Annotated in this window: 20 protein-coding genes; 12 read left to right on the forward strand and 8 right to left on the reverse strand. The window is 63.5% G+C overall.

From position 1 onward, the window contains the following. Positions 1 to 49: 49 nt before the first annotated feature. From ADT71_RS34275 to ADT71_RS21990, 3 genes are read left to right on the forward strand one after another with little or no spacing between them, the layout of a single operon-like run. Positions 50 to 346, forward strand: coding sequence for a hypothetical protein (locus ADT71_RS34275; protein ID WP_231636098.1), 297 nt, complete (start codon positions 50 to 52; stop codon positions 344 to 346). Beyond that, positions 343 to 1,455, forward strand: coding sequence for a pectate lyase (locus tag ADT71_RS21985; protein ID WP_231636099.1), 1,113 nt, complete (start codon positions 343 to 345; stop codon positions 1,453 to 1,455). The genes ADT71_RS34275 and ADT71_RS21985 overlap by 4 nt, the downstream gene beginning before the upstream one ends. Continuing rightward, positions 1,452 to 2,648: a glycosyltransferase family 4 protein gene (locus ADT71_RS21990; RefSeq protein WP_231636100.1), complete on the forward strand. Its 1,197-nt coding sequence runs from the start codon at positions 1,452 to 1,454 to the stop codon at positions 2,646 to 2,648. Before ADT71_RS21985 ends, ADT71_RS21990 begins: the two co-directional genes overlap by 4 nt. A gap of 86 nt (positions 2,649 to 2,734) precedes the next feature. On the opposite strand, the gene ADT71_RS21995 is transcribed toward ADT71_RS21990, so the two are convergent. After that, on the reverse strand, positions 2,735 to 3,967 hold the full coding sequence (locus ADT71_RS21995) for an outer membrane beta-barrel protein (protein ID WP_054440283.1): 1,233 nt from the start codon (positions 3,965 to 3,967) through the stop codon (positions 2,735 to 2,737). A gap of 4 nt (positions 3,968 to 3,971) precedes the next feature. Then, complete coding sequence (locus ADT71_RS22000; protein ID WP_054440285.1) at positions 3,972 to 4,577, reverse strand: polysaccharide biosynthesis/export family protein; 606 nt, start codon at positions 4,575 to 4,577, stop codon at positions 3,972 to 3,974. Between the two features lie 420 nt (positions 4,578 to 4,997). Between ADT71_RS22000 and ADT71_RS22005 the strand changes: the two genes are divergently transcribed. Continuing rightward, positions 4,998 to 5,204: a cold-shock protein gene (locus ADT71_RS22005; protein WP_054440287.1), complete on the forward strand. Its 207-nt coding sequence runs from the start codon at positions 4,998 to 5,000 to the stop codon at positions 5,202 to 5,204. A 346-nt stretch (positions 5,205 to 5,550) separates the two neighbouring features. On the opposite strand, the gene infA is transcribed toward ADT71_RS22005, so the two are convergent. The 5 genes from infA to ADT71_RS22025 all read right to left on the reverse strand — a co-directional run bounded on the left by infA (position 5,551) and on the right by ADT71_RS22025 (position 8,528). Next, the gene (gene infA, locus ADT71_RS22010) at positions 5,551 to 5,820 is read right to left on the reverse strand and encodes a translation initiation factor IF-1 (RefSeq protein ID WP_054440289.1); all 270 of its coding nucleotides are present in this window, start codon (positions 5,818 to 5,820) and stop codon (positions 5,551 to 5,553) included. Between the two features lie 493 nt (positions 5,821 to 6,313). Then, positions 6,314 to 6,451, reverse strand: coding sequence for a hypothetical protein (locus ADT71_RS32375; RefSeq protein WP_165913223.1), 138 nt, complete (start codon positions 6,449 to 6,451; stop codon positions 6,314 to 6,316). A 157-nt stretch (positions 6,452 to 6,608) separates the two neighbouring features. Beyond that, the gene (locus ADT71_RS22015; RefSeq protein ID WP_132469052.1) at positions 6,609 to 6,917 is read right to left on the reverse strand and encodes a hypothetical protein; all 309 of its coding nucleotides are present in this window, start codon (positions 6,915 to 6,917) and stop codon (positions 6,609 to 6,611) included. 31 nt (positions 6,918 to 6,948) lie between these two features. Continuing rightward, positions 6,949 to 7,173 carry a hypothetical protein gene (locus ADT71_RS22020; RefSeq protein WP_054440292.1) on the reverse strand — a complete coding sequence of 75 codons (225 nt, stop codon included), beginning with the start codon at positions 7,171 to 7,173 and terminating at the stop codon, positions 6,949 to 6,951. A 998-nt stretch (positions 7,174 to 8,171) separates the two neighbouring features. Beyond that, entirely contained in the window at positions 8,172 to 8,528 is a 357-nt protein-coding gene (locus ADT71_RS22025; RefSeq protein ID WP_132469053.1) for a hypothetical protein, read from the reverse strand. Positions 8,529 to 9,273: 745 nt separating this feature from the next. Here ADT71_RS22025 and rpsL point away from each other — a divergent pair. From rpsL to tuf, 4 genes are all read left to right on the forward strand, one after another. Beyond that, the gene (rpsL, locus tag ADT71_RS22030; protein WP_007682177.1) at positions 9,274 to 9,645 is read left to right on the forward strand and encodes a 30S ribosomal protein S12; all 372 of its coding nucleotides are present in this window, start codon (positions 9,274 to 9,276) and stop codon (positions 9,643 to 9,645) included. A gap of 102 nt (positions 9,646 to 9,747) precedes the next feature. Continuing rightward, positions 9,748 to 10,218 carry a 30S ribosomal protein S7 gene (gene rpsG / locus ADT71_RS22035; protein ID WP_054440295.1) on the forward strand — a complete coding sequence of 157 codons (471 nt, stop codon included), beginning with the start codon at positions 9,748 to 9,750 and terminating at the stop codon, positions 10,216 to 10,218. 129 nt (positions 10,219 to 10,347) lie between these two features. After that, positions 10,348 to 12,432 carry an elongation factor G gene (gene fusA, locus ADT71_RS22040; protein WP_054440298.1) on the forward strand — a complete coding sequence of 695 codons (2,085 nt, stop codon included), beginning with the start codon at positions 10,348 to 10,350 and terminating at the stop codon, positions 12,430 to 12,432. Positions 12,433 to 12,522: 90 nt separating this feature from the next. Next, positions 12,523 to 13,713, forward strand: coding sequence for an elongation factor Tu (gene tuf, locus ADT71_RS22045; RefSeq protein ID WP_054440300.1), 1,191 nt, complete (start codon positions 12,523 to 12,525; stop codon positions 13,711 to 13,713). A gap of 116 nt (positions 13,714 to 13,829) precedes the next feature. Here the strand turns inward: tuf and ADT71_RS22050 are convergent, their stop codons facing one another. Beyond that, on the reverse strand, positions 13,830 to 14,330 hold the full coding sequence (locus tag ADT71_RS22050) for a hypothetical protein (RefSeq protein ID WP_054440302.1): 501 nt from the start codon (positions 14,328 to 14,330) through the stop codon (positions 13,830 to 13,832). Positions 14,331 to 14,542: 212 nt separating this feature from the next. On the opposite strand from ADT71_RS22050, the gene rpsJ reads away from it, so the two are divergent. The 4 genes from rpsJ (at position 14,543) to ADT71_RS22070 (ending at position 16,896) form a co-directional block, all read left to right on the forward strand. Beyond that, positions 14,543 to 14,854, forward strand: coding sequence for a 30S ribosomal protein S10 (gene rpsJ / locus ADT71_RS22055; RefSeq protein WP_007011873.1), 312 nt, complete (start codon positions 14,543 to 14,545; stop codon positions 14,852 to 14,854). A 353-nt stretch (positions 14,855 to 15,207) separates the two neighbouring features. Next, complete coding sequence (gene rplC / locus ADT71_RS22060) at positions 15,208 to 15,963, forward strand: 50S ribosomal protein L3 (protein WP_054440304.1); 756 nt, start codon at positions 15,208 to 15,210, stop codon at positions 15,961 to 15,963. A gap of 2 nt (positions 15,964 to 15,965) precedes the next feature. Continuing rightward, positions 15,966 to 16,592: a 50S ribosomal protein L4 gene (gene rplD / locus ADT71_RS22065; protein ID WP_054440306.1), complete on the forward strand. Its 627-nt coding sequence runs from the start codon at positions 15,966 to 15,968 to the stop codon at positions 16,590 to 16,592. After that, positions 16,585 to 16,896, forward strand: a complete 312-nt coding sequence (locus ADT71_RS22070) for a 50S ribosomal protein L23 (RefSeq protein WP_054440308.1) — start codon at positions 16,585 to 16,587, stop codon at positions 16,894 to 16,896. The genes rplD and ADT71_RS22070 overlap by 8 nt, the downstream gene beginning before the upstream one ends. The last annotated feature ends 1 nt before the right edge of the window (position 16,897 follow it).

Consider the following 16,897-nt stretch of genomic DNA (forward strand, 5'->3'; position numbering starts at 1 on the left):
TGCGGGGGGCGGGGGGCAAAATGCTCCTGAGCCAGGCTGGAGATATGGCATGACCGCGGCAGACACCTCGAGGACAGCCCGCCCCGTTGCGAGGAAACGCGCGAACTGGCGTCCCGTCTGGTTCGGCGGCGCGGTGCTGGCGATCGTGGCCCTGGTGCTCGGCCTTGCCGGAACCGCGGGCGAGCCGGTGCTGGCGGCGGCGCCCGTGGTGCGCGCCATCGCCGGCAAGAAGGCGTTCCCGGCAGCCGTGGGCTACGGCGCCACCAGCGTGGGCGGCGCGGCGGGCGTATCATCTACATCACCACACTGGCCGATTCCGGCGCCGGTTCCTACCGCGCCTGCGTGACCGCGACCGGACCGCGCGTCTGCGTGTTCCGGGTCAACGGGGTGATCCGCTTCACCCAGCGCCCGCCGTGGATCATGACCCCCTACCTGACGATCGCCGGCCAGACCGCGCCCGGCGGCGGCATCACGCTGGCCCATGCGGGCGGGTCCAACGGACTGACCCCGCTGGTCATCAAGAACACGCATGACGTGGTCGTGCGCGGCATCCGCGTGCGTACCGACCGCATCGGCCGCAATCCCGGCGGCGAGGACGATATCACCATCGAGCGGAGCAGCCGCGTGGTGATCGACCATGTCAGCGCCTCCTGGGCGCGCGACGAGGTGATCAACGGCTACGACGACAACGACGAGATCACCATCAGCAATTCGATCTTCGCCTGGGGTATCCCCAAGCATGACAAGTGCGCGCTGCTCGCCAGCGATCCGGTGGACAAGCAGAAGCTGAGCTTCATCGGCAACGTCTGCGCCCACAACGGAGACCGCAACCCCGACATCAACTTCCCGCGTGGCTCCTGCGTGGAGGTCATCAACAACGTGCTCTACAACGCCGCCTCCGAGTTCGCGGAAGTCTGGGAGAGCTACGGGGGCTCGCCGGTATCCATCGTCGGCAACAGCTTCATCGCCGGGACCAATACCAACACCAACAGCCGGGGCGTCGCCCGCGAGACGGTGGGATCGACGGGAACCGCGTCGATCTATCTGTGGGACAACAATTTCAGCGGCAACTTCAAGCATGTCAGCCCGGAAGTCGTGCCCGCGCAGGTCCAGCAGGCGCCGTGTCCGCTGACGCTCCAGCCGATGGCCGCGACGGCCGCCTATTCCTCCGTGCTCGCCCGCGCCGGGGCATTCCCGCGCGATGCCATAGACCAGCAGGTGCTCGCCGACGTGCGCGGCATCACCGGACGCATCGGCGCTCCCGTCCCGGCGATCCCCTACCAGCCTCCGGCCGCGCCTTATGCCGATAACGATAAGGACGGCATGGACGACGCCTGGGAGCGCGCCAACGGGCTCGACACCACGAAGAACGACGCCTGGGGCGACCGGAACGGCGACGGTATCGAGAACTTCGAGGAATTCCTGGCATATCGCGAAAAGGGGTTCGGTCTGTGAACAGCCTGGCTGCGCCGGTTCCCCTTGGCGGCGAGATCCCGGCCCGTGGGCGGACCGGCGGGCCGCTGACCATCTGCTTCCCCTTCGCGGGGGACGAACTGGGCGGCAGCCATGTCTCGGCGCGGGGGCTGATGGAGGGCCTCGATCCGGCGCGCTACCGCCTGCTGGTGGTGCCGGAAGTGCCGGACGGAACGATTGCGGAGTTCTTCGGCGCCTTTACCCGGACGCCTGATCCCGCCGCGCCGCGCCGCTCCTTCGTGCCCGGCGCGCGCTTCGGTCCCGGCAAGGTGCTGCGCGCGCTCGCAGGGGTACCCCGCCGGGCGCGCTTCCTGCGGGAGCATGGTATCGACGTGGTTCACAGCAATGACGGCCGCAGCCATGCGAGCTGGGCGCTGGCGGCGCGGCTGGCGGGGGCGCGGCTGGTCTGGCACCATCGCGGCGATCCCGATGCCCGCGGCCTGCGCTTCGTCGCCCCCTTGCTGGCCAGCCGGATCTTCACCGTCTCGCGGTTTTCCCTGCCGCAGGGATCGAGCGAGGCGGCCAGGGCCGCGCAAGTCGTCTACAGTCCCTTCGACACGTCGGTCAGCGCCGACTGGGCGGCGATGCGCGCCCGGATCGTCGAGGAACTCGGCTGTCCGCCCGATGCCTTGCTGTGCGGTTGGTTCGGCAACTTCGTGAAGCGCAAGCGGCCATTGGAGTTCGTGGAGGCCGTGGAGCGGCTGGGCGCCATGCTCGACCGGCCGGTCGTCGGCCTGATGTTCGGCGATCCGCGCAACACCGAGGTGGGAGATGCACTGCCCGAGCGGATCGCGCGGGTATCCGGCAATGCCCGCGTCCACATGATGGGCTATCGCTCGCCGGGGCATGAATGGCTGGCGGGCTGCGACCTGCTGCTGGTTCCCGCCGCGCGCGAGCCGCTCGGCCGCACGCTGGTGGAGGCGATGCTGGTCGGCACGCTTGTCGTCGCCACGGATTCGGGCGGCAATCCCGAGGCGCTGGAAGGCGGCTGCGGTGTGCTCTGCCCGCTCGACGATCCCGCCGCCATGGCGCGCGCGGCCGCCGACCTGCTTGCCGATCCGGAACGGATCGACGCGATCCGCCGGCATGCACGGCTCGAAGCCATGCGGCGCTTCTCAAAGGAGAATCACGTCCGTCAGGTCAGCGCGGTCTACGAGGAACTGGCGCGAGGCTGAAGGGGAGAGGCGAGCGGCACGGGCCTGTCCCGCACATGCCGGAACCCGGGGCGCTGCCCCGGGTGTGTGCTGCCGGAGGGGGGCGCTCAGAACCGGATGCGCAGTGCGACGCCGGTTCGGAAGCGGTCGAACTCCTGGGTGCCGTCATCGCCGGTCCGCTTGCCGAAATTAGCGTAGCCGGCCAGCGACATATTGCGCGACATCACATATTCGATCTCGCCCGATGCCGTGACGGTCTGCTCCTTGGTTCCCGAGCCGTTGTAGCGCGAGCGGCGATAGCCGGCGCCTACCGTTGCGAACAGGTTGTGCCTGATCTCCTGCTGCACCGCCAGCTTGACGGTCGTGTCCGTGCGGGACTGGGCGCCGGTGCGGAAGGTCGCGACGTCGCCGTTGAAGGCGTCGAGGATCACCGCAGTGCGTCGCGTGGGATGATAGGTCAGGTTGCCCGAGACCGAGAGCCCGGTGCGGCCCGGCGTGCCCGGGTCGTCGGGTTCGAGGCGGAAGAAGCCTGCCGACAGATTGCCCTCCAGCACGCCTCCCGGCTGGATCTGGATGCCTCCGCGCATGCCCCAGGTGGTGGTGTTGCGCTTGTCGCCCTCGGAAGTCCTTTCGATCCTGAAATCACGCCGCACGGCAAAGGCGCTCAGGGTGACGAAGGTGATGCCCGATACCCGCCAGCCGGCCGTGGCAAGGGCGCTGTAGCCGGTGAAGTCCCGGTTGGCGTCCGCCGCGGAAACCGCGTCGTACTGGGTAATGTTGCCCTGAAGGTCGAACAGCAGGCGCGCCGTCTCATGGTGTGCGCGCAGTTCGCCGCCCAGGCTGTCGATCTCGCGCGGGCCGGAGTTCGGGTCCTGCCGGGATTCCGGCGAGCCGCGCTCCTCGACCGCGCGCTGCCAGAACCCGCGCCCCGTTACCGAGGTGGAAGGATCGGGAGACCAGCGCGCCGAGCCCTGGAGCAGCCAGGCCTCGGTATTCTCGGTCTTGAGATCGGCGAAGCGCCGGATCGTGGACGTGGCCAGCACTTCGCCGCTGACGACGCCGGGCGCGGTCCGGGCCCTGATTTCGGGCGTGATTTCGAGATGCACGTCGTCCCGGGCATTGGCGGGTTCGGCGTAGACGTTGCTGTCGTACTCGATCCGGGCTTCGCCGCCCATGGTGACGTCGATCGAGCCGAGGTGGATCGGCAGTTCCCGGTAGGACCTGTCGTTGGGATAGACCGCCGGCGCGGTCGAGCCGATGTCGCGTGCCTGGGCCAGTGCCTGCTGCGGAGTCGCCAGCAGGAGCGGGACCGGGACGGCCAGTGCGATTGCCCCCCGCACGGCGTCAGAACCAGCGCTCGTAGACCCGGATACGGTCTCCGGGGAGGATGATGGTGGTTTCGTCCGCCTGCGCGGTCACGTCCTTGCCGTCGACCTGCCGGGTGATCGCCACCTTGCCGGTCTGCGCGCGGTAAGTGTAGCCCCCCGCCGCCGAAAGCGCTGCCAGCACGGTCATGCCCTGGCGATAGGCGAACTGGCCGGGCTGGTTGACCTCGCCCACCACATAGAACGGGCGCAGTTCCACCGGGCCGACGTTGACCACCGGGTCGCCGGTCATGATCCCCTGGCGCAGCAGCGTGGCGGCGATGCCCTGTTCGATCTCCCGGTAAGTGAGCCCGGCGACGTTCACCTGCTTGATATAGGGCAGCGAGATCGCGCCGGTATCCTCGACGATGTAGTCGCCGTCGGCGGTCGTCAGATCCTGCACCACGATATGCAGCTTGTCGCCCGCACCCACGCGGTAGGGACCTGCCTGCGTGGATGCGAGCGTGGGCAGAGATGCCGTGGGCGAGGAACATGCCCCGAGCATCAATGACGAAGCGAGCGTCGCGGCAAGCGGGGCCGCGAGAATGTGCCTGAAACGGAACAGGCGCGATAACTGGTGCGACATATGGGGTGCCCTCCCTGGAAAGACCTGCCACCCGGCGCCCTGCCTTCGGGGGGAAACCGCCCCGCCGATGGCTGACACGCCCATGGATTCGTCACCTGATAGGTTACGAAAATGACGGCGGATTTCCTTGGTTATTAAGGGCTAGGTGGTGGCGAACTCGGAGAACAGGCCGCGAAAATACTCGGGCGAAGGGGGATCATCCGCCCGAGAACAGTTCCAGCTAGGGACCGGGGCGCTGTTGTGATATAGCCGTTGGCGCTGACGTCGAATTTGCGACGGGTTTCGGCAATATTGGGTCCGGGCCGGAATTTTTCCGATCCGAACTTCAACTGCGACGATTTCCTTTCACTTGACGATTTGACGCACTACCGGACTGCAATCTCGCAGGCCGAAAACACCGTTTCTTGAAAGGAAACACCCATGCCGATCGGCACCGTGAAGTTCTTCAACACCGACAAGGGTTACGGCTTCATTTCGCCCGAGGACGGCGGCCAGGACAGCTTCGTCCACATCAGCGCCGTTCAGAACGCCGGGATGCAGACGCTGAACAAGGACCAGCGCGTTTCCTACGAAGTCGAAGTCGGCCGCAATGGCAAGGCTTCTGCCGTGAACCTGCAGTCGGCCTGATTGCAGAAGAACCGGGGCGCGGCATATGCCGACCCCGGTTCTTACGCCGCAAGCTGCGGTTTGTGGGTTTTTGCCCGAGGCGGCGCGTCCTGCGCGCCGCCCGGTAAGTGCCTTCAGGAGGAAGGGTCGACCTCAGTCGACCATCGCGGCGACAAGCCGCTGGAGATCCTCTCGTGACAGGCTGGTCCGGCTGGCGTCCCGCGCAGGGCGCGGGAGATGCCGGATCTGATGTGTATTGAAGGCATTGGTAGAGCGATGGATCGCTCCCGAAAAATCTGTAATCATCTATTCCTGAATTTCGCGGCTCATGGCCGCCCTGAATCAGCGGCCCTTGGCCGCATTGCGTTTATCGTTTGAAGCCGCCGCGCTTGCGCGGCGGGCCACCGGCCTGGCCGGGGGTGCGTTCGCGGAACACGATGCGACCCTTGGTGAGGTCGTAAGGCGTCATTTCCACGTGTACGCGGTCGCCAACGACGGAGCGGATGCGGAACTTGCGCATCTTACCCGCGGTGTAGGCGATGATCTTGTGCTCGTTGTCGAGCAGAACGGCGAAGCGCCCATCGGGGAGGATTTCCTCGATGTAGCCTTCCATAGTAAGCAATTCTTCCTTGGCCATCCGGTTCCGTCCATAGTCAATTTGCGTCAGGTCCCGCCGTCCGCACATCGAAAGGCGAGCCATCAAGGCCAAGCAGCTAGAAATGGGAGGCAGGGCTGAAGTTCCAGCCGGCAAAATCCCGTCGCAGGCGACGCAGCACCCGCCACATGGTGTCTAAACGTCAAAATTGCAAGCTATTCCGTGCTGCATCGGCGCATCGATTTCTGTTTGCGGCCACTTCTACGCCGGTTTGGGCGCGGGATTTTCAAGCCGTTTCAGGCCTCATGAAGGTTGCAGGGCCGATTCAGGGGCTGGAGCAATTATCCTTGCCGTCATCCCCGTCATTTCATGGCGGGCCGGTTTAACGCGGCCGGCGGCGTGTAGGAAAATGTTCCGTGAGGGCCGTGGCTCTGCGACGCACTGGCCAAACGGGGGCGGATGCTCCCGCGCCCCTCCGCCAGCCGGGGGTGTGGCGGGCGGAGGGGCGGGATCAGGGCCTCAGGGGATCAAGGCCTCACAGCTTGTCCCTGGGCTTGCGGATGGTGGTGACGACCTGCGAGTCCGTGGAAAGGCCCAAGGAAGGCGCGGGCTTGGTCTTGGCTGCCTTGGGCTTGCGGATTTCCCGCGTGCTGCGCTTCTGCGACTTGGCCATGTTCGTGCTCCTGCTTTCAAGCGGGGGCGCGTTTTATCCCTCAGCCGCGGGAGGCTTGGTGTCCGGTTCCCGCGATGGCTGCTTCTAGCACCGATCGCCCGAAGACGTGTACGAATTCGGGGAAAGGCCGCTTCGGCCGATTCGATCCTGCGCGAGATCAGGCCCGGGCGGATACGGTGGCGGACCAGGCCTCGCTGCGCAGCAGGTCCACGGCCGCCGCCGCCAGCGCCTGGCTGCGATAGCCGCCGCACTCGACCAGCACAGTGCCCACGCAGGAAACCAGCCGCCACCGCCAGTCGCCCCCGGCGAACAGGGTGGAGGTCACGCTGACGGATTCCGCGCGGAAGATGTCGAAGTGGGAAGGGGCATCGTCCTGCATCCCGGGGCGGGGCGCGTTGCCGCGCTCCAATGGCCGGACGCCCTCGTGGATGGAGGGCTTGACGATCAGGTTCAATTGCTGTGCCATCGGACGGTCCTTCACGTCGGCACGTCCGGGCCTACCAGGGGCCCCGGGCGCGATAGAAGGGGAAGCGCCTGACGACGCCTTCGACGATATGGCCCTTGAGCCTGCGCCGCATTTCGTCCGCGCCTTCTCCCCGCGTGCAGACCAGATGCGTCCCGCCCGTGGGCAAGGGCTCGATGGTGCTGATAGACACGGCGAACTTGTCGCAAAGCGCGATCACGTCTGCCTCGGGCAGGTTCACGTTGATGGCGCGGCTCATCGTGCGGATGCCGATGACGTGAAATAACGGGTGAGATGAAAAGCCATGGCCTTGCTCCACTTCATAAGCGGGAGCACGGAGCTCTCAGTCGAAGCATTGCCTGTAGACGGAATTCTCTTCGATGGTTCCTAGATAGATATTTGCACGAGTTCGCACAAGCCGGACAGAAAATAATAAAATCCCTTGTTCACGGCGCGATTCGATTCTCGCTCTTCTGATGGCGCGGGGGCGTGTCCCGATTCCACCGGCCGCCTTTTCGGTCTCTCGATCCTCACGCCTCGCTTGCGGACAAGTCAGCGGGTCGGAGTCGGATCAACGACTGCCTTGCACCCATTACCGCCGGACGGCAGGTATCTTCCATTGATCGAAAGCGGCCGCTCGTTCAGGCGAGGCCGCCCTTTGTTACGCGAGAAAAGCTGTCGGTCCGCGAACGCCCCTTTTTTGCCGTCTGCTCCCTCGCTATCGCTTGCGAGAAGCAGACATACGAAATCGCTCACCTTATCAAATGTTATTGTTAGCGTCGTGATTTGAGTGTTGCGTCAGCCTCACTTGCCGAAGGCAAGGGGCGATCGGTTCTAATTACGTGAAAAGCGCCACAGTTATCATCTGGGCATCCGCACGGAATGGTATCAACATGGTAATGTTGTCCGCCATTTCGCCTCTGTATGCTGTTGATCTTCTCTTCGCTTCTGATCGTATCAATGATCGCGTTGCGCTTGAGAAATTTCCCAGACATTCCTATTTCTTTCTTTTCAGCCAGTTTTTACGGGTTGCCCGTGCGTAATCGCATTGAGACGCAATATTCAGCAGTTTTGTGGCACTAGTTTCCGTCATTTTCAATGTCCGGGGTTGCTATTACGATTCGCCAAACCGGACATTCCGCAATCCCCCCATGCTCGCCCTTCCGGATCGCCGATCGCATCGTTGGCGGCGTAAAGCCGGCCGACCGTTTCCTGGCGGTGCAGATCCGCAGCGTTAGCGGCAATGATGGGTGGTTATCAGTCATTCCCGAGCACCTCTCGAATTGCTCTGAGAGCCGCTACTACCCACCCGATTGCTGACGCCAACATCAAGGCAAGCACAGCCCAGATTTGCCAATCGCCGCCGGGGAGGGTCAGCGCAAAGAGAGCGAGGCAAATACAGGCGCAGGCGATGAGGCCCCAGCGCACTTTCCCGATCTGGCCGAAGTACATCTCGCGCTCAATCTGTTGCCAATCCTCAGAAAAGCTCACGAACGGGACGAGGCTCGGCAATGTACGCAGCCCGAGGCCGCCATCCATCAAGAGAAGGCCTCCAGCAAGTATCACAGGCCACTTGATGGCACTTGAAATCGGCAGGAAGCTGGCGCCGATCAATATGACGGCTCCAACAGTCAGGCTATACCAAGGGAGGCGAAAGGAGATCATACTACCTTTTGCCGTGGCGGAGCGGTGTCCGCTAGGGGGCCCTTGCCGAACGGCAGGAAAAATCCTCTCAAGTGCTCCCCGCAGTGAAAGGCGACCGGCAGCTATCGCGGTCGCGCAACAGGTCAGGCGACAGTCGCCTGCCGGCCCCCTTCCTGACGTCAAAGCTATCTTCCGCAGCTTCCGCATAGGGATGGGAGGGGAGGCGGATTGCGCCTGAACTTGACCCTGCGGCCCGGATCACCTAAGGGCCGCCATCTCCTGCGGGTTCGCTCGTGGGAAACGACATAGAGCTGAACATTGTCATGTCGGCATTTTTTGGGACTTTTCCGTGGCTTGGCCATGAGGAGGTCTCTTCGGAAGTACCTTGTGCCGAGTCGTGCAGGGGGTTTTCGAAGGTGCGCATGGCAAAGTAATCCGGTGTTTCTGACCGGGTGGAGTGTTTTTCGGCTCACGTTCGACGGTTGCCAGGTTGCAGACCGCCATCGTTCCCGATCCGGGATCGGCGCGGCAGGTGCGGCCCGGGTGTTCACCGTTCGGCGTGACTCTCGAATTTCCTCATCCTCTCAGATGCTCCGGGGCCCGCTGTCGGTTTGGTCCCTTGGGGTGCGAAGGGTTCGCGCCGGTGCTGTCCGTCTCGACGGGCAAGATGCTCCGGCCCGGATCCATCGCACTCCCATTTGAAAGAAGAGTATAGATGCCCACTATCAACCAGCTGATCCGCAAGGGTCGCGAACCGCAGAAGGCCAAGTCGAAGGTTCCTGCGATGGAGCAGAACCCGCAGAAGCGCGGCGTCTGCACCCGCGTGTACACCACGACCCCGAAGAAGCCGAACTCGGCTCTCCGCAAGGTCGCCAAGGTGCGCCTGACCAACAGCCGCGAAGTCATTTCGTACATCCCGGGTGAAGGCCACAACCTGCAGGAGCACTCGGTCGTGCTCATCCGCGGCGGCCGCGTCCGCGACCTTCCCGGCGTGCGCTACCACATCCTGCGCGGCGTGCTCGACACGCAGGGCGTCAAGGATCGCAAGCAGTCGCGCTCGAAGTACGGCGCCAAGCGTCCGAAGTAAGCTGGTAGCGGCATGAGGGCCTGACGTTCTCTGCCGCACGGTACTGGATCTACCGGCCGGTGATGCTCACGCTCCCGCCCGAAACAACAAGGAATACCAACGATGTCACGTCGTCGTCGTCCCGAGAAGCGGGAAATCCTGCCTGATCCCAAGTTCGGTGATCAGACCCTGTCGAAGTTCATGAACAACCTCATGCTCGACGGCAAGAAGTCGGTCGCTGAATCGATCGTCTACGGTGCTCTCGACACCATGGAAACCCGCGCCAAGGCCGATCCGGTCCAGCTGTTCCACGATGCCCTGAACAACGTGAAGCCGCAGATCGAAGTCCGCAGCCGCCGCGTCGGTGGCGCGACCTACCAGGTTCCCGTCGAAGTGCGCCCCGAGCGCGCCCAGGCCCTGGCCATCCGCTGGCTCATCACCGCCGCCCGCAACCGTCCCGAGACCACCATGTCGGCGCGTCTCTCGGGCGAGCTGCTCGACGCTGCCAACAACCGCGGCAACGCCGTGAAGAAGCGCGAAGACACGCACCGCATGGCGGACGCGAACCGCGCCTTCTCGCACTACCGCTGGTAATGTGCGTGGTGTCGCCCGGATCGGCCCCTTCAGAGGCGGTCATCCGGGCGTCACACTTTTAATTCAGGGGGCGGGGGCCTATCTGACGGTCGGTCCCAACCCCGAACACTCCTGCTAAGGATTCTCACCATGGCACGCAGCCATCCGCTCAATATGTACCGCAACATCGGTATTATGGCGCACATCGACGCCGGTAAGACCACGACTACCGAGCGCATCCTCTATTACACCGGCAAGTCCTACAAGATCGGCGAAGTCCACGACGGCGCCGCGACCATGGACTGGATGGAGCAGGAGCAGGAACGCGGGATCACCATCACCTCGGCTGCGACCACCTGCTTCTGGACGTCTGAGGGCCAGGAATACCGCATCAACATCATCGACACCCCCGGCCACGTTGACTTCACCATTGAAGTCGAACGTTCGCTGCGCGTGCTCGACGGTGCGGTCGCCTGCTTCGACGGCGTTGCCGGCGTTGAGCCGCAGTCGGAAACCGTGTGGCGCCAGGCTGACAAGTACGGCGTTCCGCGCATGTGCTTCATCAACAAGCTCGACCGTACCGGCGCGAACTTCAAGTACTGCGTGCAGTCGATCATCGACCGCCTCGGTGCCAAGCCTGCCGTGCTCTACATTCCGATCGGCCTCGAAGCCGACCTGAAGGGCCTGGTCGACCTCGTTCACAACCGCGCGATCATCTGGAAGGACGAATCGCTCGGCGCCGAATTCTTCTACGAAGAAATCCCGGCTGAACTCGCTGACGAAGCTGCAGAATACCGTGAAAAGCTGCTCGAACTCGCTGTCGAGCAGGACGATGCGGTTCTGGAAGCCTACCTCGAAGGCAATGAGCCCGACGTCGCCACGCTGAAGTCGCTGATCCGCAAGGGCACGCTGAACCACTCGTTCGTTCCGGTCGTTTGCGGCTCGGCGTTCAAGAACAAGGGCGTTCAGCCCCTGCTCGACGCCGTCGTCGACTACCTGCCTTCTCCGCTCGACATCGAAGACGTCCAGGGCGTCAAGGTCGACAGCGACGAGCCCGACAGCCGTCCGCCGGAAGACAACGCTCCGTTCTCGGCGCTGGCCTTCAAGGTCATGAACGATCCCTTCGTGGGCTCGCTCACCTTCATCCGTATCTACTCGGGTACGCTCTCGAAGGGTTCGTACCTGAACTCGGTGAAGGGCAAGAAGGAAAAGGTCGGCCGCATTCTCGAAATGCACGCCAACGACCGTAAGGACATCGACGAATCCTTCGCGGGTGACATCGTTGCTCTTGCCGGCATGAAGGAAACCACCACGGGCGACACGCTCTGCGCCGAACGCGCGCCGATCGTGCTCGAACGCATGGAATTCCCCGAGCCGGTCATCGAACTGTCGGTGGAACCGAAGACCAAGGCCGACCAGGAGAAGATGGGCGTCGCGCTCAACCGTCTCTCGGCCGAAGATCCCTCGTTCCGCGTCACCACCGATCACGAATCGGGCCAGACGATCATCAAGGGCATGGGCGAACTTCACCTGGACATCATCGTTGACCGCATGCGTCGCGAGTTCAAGGTCGAAGCCAACGTCGGCGCTCCGCAGGTTGCCTATCGCGAATACCTCGCGAAGCCGGTGGACATCGACTACACCCACAAGAAGCAGTCGGGCGGTACCGGTCAGTTCGGTCGCGTGAAGGTTAAGGTCACGCCGGGCGAGCGCGGCGCGGGCATCACCTTCAAGGACGAGATCAAGGGCGGTAACATTCCGAAGGAATATATCCCCGCGATCGAAAAGGGCATGCGCGAAACCGCTGCCTCGGGCTCGCTGGTCGGCTTCCCGATCATCGACTTCGACATCGTCCTCTACGACGGTGCCTACCACGACGTCGACTCGTCGGCCCTGGCCTTCGAAATCGCCGGTCGCGGTGCCATGCGTGAAGTCGCCCAGAAGGCCGGCATCAAGCTGCTCGAACCGATCATGAAGGTCGAAGTCGTCACCCCCGAGGAATACCTCGGCGACGTCATCGGCGACATGAACAGCCGTCGTGGCCAGATCCAGGGCACCGACAGCCGCGGCAATGCCCAGGTCGTCGAATCGATGGTCCCGCTGGCCAACATGTTCGGCTATGTGAACCAGCTCCGCTCGTTCACCCAGGGCCGTGCGAACTACTCGATGTTCTTCTCCCATTATGACGAAGTCCCGGCGAACGTCGCGGCTGAGGTCAAGGAGAAGCTTGCCTAAACGGCAAGATCATTCTAGGGGCGGCGCCTGTTTCGGCGGGCGTTGCCTCACATCCCGCAGATACAATTCAAGCGAAAGAAGGTTTGTAAGATGGCGAAGGCAAAATTCGAGCGGAACAAGCCGCACTGCAACATCGGCACCATCGGTCACGTCGACCACGGCAAGACCACCCTCACGGCTGCCATCACCAAGGTCATGTCGGAAGCGTTCGGCGGTGAAGCCGTTGACTTCGCAAACATCGACAAGGCTCCGGAAGAGCGCGAGCGCGGCATCACGATCTCGACCGCTCACGTCGAGTACGAGACCGAAGCCCGTCACTACGCGCACGTCGACTGCCCGGGTCACGCTGACTACGTGAAGAACATGATCACCGGTGCCGCCCAGATGGACGGCGCGATCTTGGTCGTGAACGCTGCTGACGGCCCGATGCCGCAGACCCGCGAACACATCCTGCTCGCCCGCCAGGTCGGCGTGCCGCAGCTGGTCGTGTACATGAACAAGGTCGACCAGGTCGATGACGAAGAGCTCCTCGAGCTCGTCGAACTCGAAGTGCGCGAACTGCTCTCGTCGTATGACTTCGACGGCGACAACATCCCCGTCGTCAAGGGTTCGGCTCTCGCCGCCCTCGAAGGCCGTGACGACAACATCGGCAAGGAATCGATCCTTGCGCTGATGAAGGCTGTCGACGACTACATCCCGCAGCCCCCGCGTCCCACCGACAAGGCATTCCTGATGCCCGTCGAAGACGTGTTCTCGATCTCGGGTCGTGGTACGGTTGTTACCGGCCGCGTCGAAACCGGCATCGTCAAGGTTGGTGAAGAAGTCGAAGTCGTCGGTATCCGCGACACGCAGAAGACCACCGTCACCGGCGTCGAAATGTTCCGCAAGCTGCTCGACCAGGGTGAAGCCGGCGACAACATCGGCGCGCTGGTTCGTGGCCTGAAGCGCGACGACGTGGAGCGTGGCCAGGTTCTCGCCAAGCCGGGCACCGTGACCCCGCACACCGAGTTCTCGGCTGAAGTCTACGTTCTGTCGAAGGACGAAGGCGGCCGTCACACGCCGTTCTTCGCCAACTACCGTCCGCAGTTCTACTTCCGCACCACCGACGTGACCGGCGAAGTGATCCTTCCCGAGGGCACCGAAATGGTGATGCCGGGCGACAACGTTTCGCTGACCGTGAAGCTGATCGCTCCGATCGCCATGGACGAAGGTCTCCGCTTCGCAATCCGCGAAGGCGGCCGCACCGTCGGTTCGGGCGTCGTTGCCACGATCACGAAGTAATTCGCTGATCGTGCCGCTACGGCTAAAGTGATTGGCCCGGCGTCTCGAAAGAGGCGCCGGGCTTTTCGCGTTTATGGAGTTAAGGCGTTTGTGGCGCTCGAGGCCCCGGCGTAGGGCTAGTGTGCCCGCAACTCGCCCTGTCCGATCTTCCATGCATCCGAGCCTTTGGGTGCTTCGGGAATGGACGCCAGGTCGATGTAGTAGACAGGTTCCGGCACGTGGCCGAACGGTATGGTGATGCAGGGGCCTAGGCAGCCAGGCAGGTCCCAGAGGTCGGGCGGGTAGGCCGCGCCCGTACGCGTGCTTTCGTCGACGGATTTCGAAGCCGGGACGCGCTGGTCAGTGCCATCGCCGCCGTGGGAGCAGACGACGATCGTGCCGTCATTGCCGCCATTGCTGGCACGGGCGGCAGCACGGCAGGCCTCATCAACGGCAGCGCCCTTGGCGTCTGGCATGGTGGCGTGGGCGGAAAGCATGTTGGTATCGTCGATGTCGATGGGGACGCCCGTTTGGCCGGGGCCGTAGCCGGAACTGTCGGCTGCTGCGGTGGCGGGCGCCAGGCATGCAAGGGTGAGCGCGGCAAGCGTGCTGGAAATTGTCGTGGTGATGGAGGGCATTGAAAGCGCCTTCTGCTAGGCGTCGCCATGCCAACCTAGGATGCGGAACGGGGGTAGGGAAGGGGCGATGCGACGAACCGCGTTGGCGACCTTCGGGAACCTGCCGGACTTCGTGAAATCAGGGCTTGCTCGACTCGGCATCACCGTGTAGTGGCGCGGTTCGAATTTGACGGGGCTTCGGCCCTTTGGCTCTTTCTCATCGGTAGTAGGTAATGGAAGCTCAGAACATCCGTATCCGCCTCAAGGCGTTTGACCATCGCGTGCTCGACCAGGCTACTGGCGAAATCGCTGACACGGCCCGCCGTACCGGCGCTCTGATTCGTGGGCCCATTCCTCTGCCGACGAAGATCGAGAAGTTCACGGTCAACCGTGGCCCGCACATCGACAAGAAGTCGCGTGAGCAGTTCGAAGTCCGCACCTACAAGCGCCTGCTTGATATCGTGCAGCCGAACGCAGCTACCGTCGACGCTCTGATGAAGCTCGATCTGGCTGCCGGCGTGAACGTCGAAATCAAGCTGGCCTAAGCTGGTTTGCGGGGTGACCGAAAGGTTGCCCCGAAAGTCCTTTCCGATCGGACTTTAAACGATCGAGGCGAAATTCGGATCTTCGGATCCAAATTGTCCTTGTCGGCCCGATGGCCGGCTTTGCGGGGAGAAACCCGCAGAGACAGCGCCCCGGGCGGCAAGCCGCCAGGGGACACAAGGGATACCTCCGCCGTCTCCTTCGGGAAGCGTCGGGAATGCGTCCCCCGTCTCGTTTCCGCGGTCCATGATGGGCTGGCAGGGAACACCTGACCCGGACGGGGTTCGTATCACAACCAGGGTTGGACACGCGTACGGGGGATGGTCCTGCGTACGCCTCTGTAAGGAGAAAGGTCATGCGTACAGGCGTGATCGCCAAGAAAGTCGGGATGACCCGCCTGTTCCAGGAGGACGGTCGCCACGTGCCCGTCACTGTCCTGGCACTTGAAGACTGTCAGGTGGTTTCGGTTCGTACTGCTGATCGTGACGGCTACGTCGCGGTTCAGCTCGGTGCGGGCGAAGCAAAGCAGAAGAACGTTGCCAAGCCGCAGCGTGAGCACTTCGCCAAGGCTGAAGTTTCGCTCAAGATGCGCGTCGCGGAATTCCGCGTTGCCGACGATGCCCTCCTCGAAGTCGGTTCGACGATCGCTGCCTCGCACTTCGTGCCTGGCCAGCTGGTCGACGTTGCCGGCCACACCCAGGGCAAGGGCTTCCAGGGCGCCATGAAGCGCTGGGGCTTCGGCGGTATGCGTGCCACCCACGGTGTGTCGATCTCGCACCGTGCGCACGGTTCGACGGGTAACCGTCAGGATCCGGGCAAGGTGTTCAAGAACAAGAAGATGGCCGGCCACATGGGCGACCGTCAGCGCACCCAGCAGAACCTCGAAGTCGTCCGCGTGGACGACGAGCGTGGCCTGATCTTCGTCAAGGGCTCGGTCCCGGGTTCGAAGAACGCCTGGCTCACCGTTTCGGACGCCGTCAAGGTCGACCGTCACGGCGAGGCTCCGTACCCCGCCGGCCTCAAGCTGGCTGCCAACACCAATGATACGGCCGCTGCCGAGACCCCTGCTGACGTGGCGGCTCCCGAAGCGACCGAAGGCCAGGAGGGCTAATCATGAAGGTTCAGGTCCTCAATATCGACGGTTCGGCCGCTAACGCCGACATCGAGCTTTCGGACGACGTGTTCGGCCTCGAGCCGCGCGCGGACATCCTGCACCGCGTCGTCACCTGGCAGCTCGAAAATCGCCGCGGCATCGCCCGTGCGACCCGCGAGCGCTCGGAAGTCGCGCGTACCGGCAAGAAGTTCGGTCGCCAGAAGGGCGGCGGTACTGCCCGTCACGGCGATCGTGCGGCTCCGGTGTTCATCGGCGGTGGTAAGGCTCACGGTGCTCGTCGCCGCGAGTTTAACGTCTCGCTGAACAAGAAGATCCGCGCTCTCGGTCTGAAGATGGCCCTTTCGGCCAAGGCTCAGAAGGGTCTCGTGATCGTCGACTCGCTCGACGTTTCCGATGCCAAGACCAAGGCGCTCGCCGGTCAGCTCGCCAAGGCGAACTTCGGCAAGAAGGTTCTCGTCATGGACGGTGAGCAGGTAAACGAGGGCTTCGCCCTGGCTGCCCGCAACATCATCGGCGTCAACGTGCTTCCGGCTGTCGGCGCCAATGTCTACGACATCCTGAAGCATGATACGCTGGTGCTGACGCGCGCCGCTGTCGAGAAGCTGGAGGCGCGTTTCAATGGCTAAGAGCAACGTGGACATCCGTCATTACGACGTGATCCTCTCGCCGCACATCACCGAGAAGTCGACCCTGCTCTCCGAGCAGAACGCGGTTGTCTTCAAGGTGGCCGACGCGGCAACCAAGCCCCAGATCAAGGCCGCCGTTGAGGCGCTGTTCGACGTCAAGGTGACTGGCGTGAACACCCTGGTCCAGAAGGGCAAGACCAAGCGCTGGCGCGGTAGGGAATACCGCCGCAGCGACGTGAAGAAGGCGATTGTCACGCTGGCCGAAGGCCAGTCGATCGACATCACCGAAGGCGTACGGGGCTGAT

Source organism: Novosphingobium sp. ST904 (assembly GCF_001298105.1).
In the GTDB taxonomy this organism is placed as follows: domain Bacteria; phylum Pseudomonadota; class Alphaproteobacteria; order Sphingomonadales; family Sphingomonadaceae; genus Novosphingobium.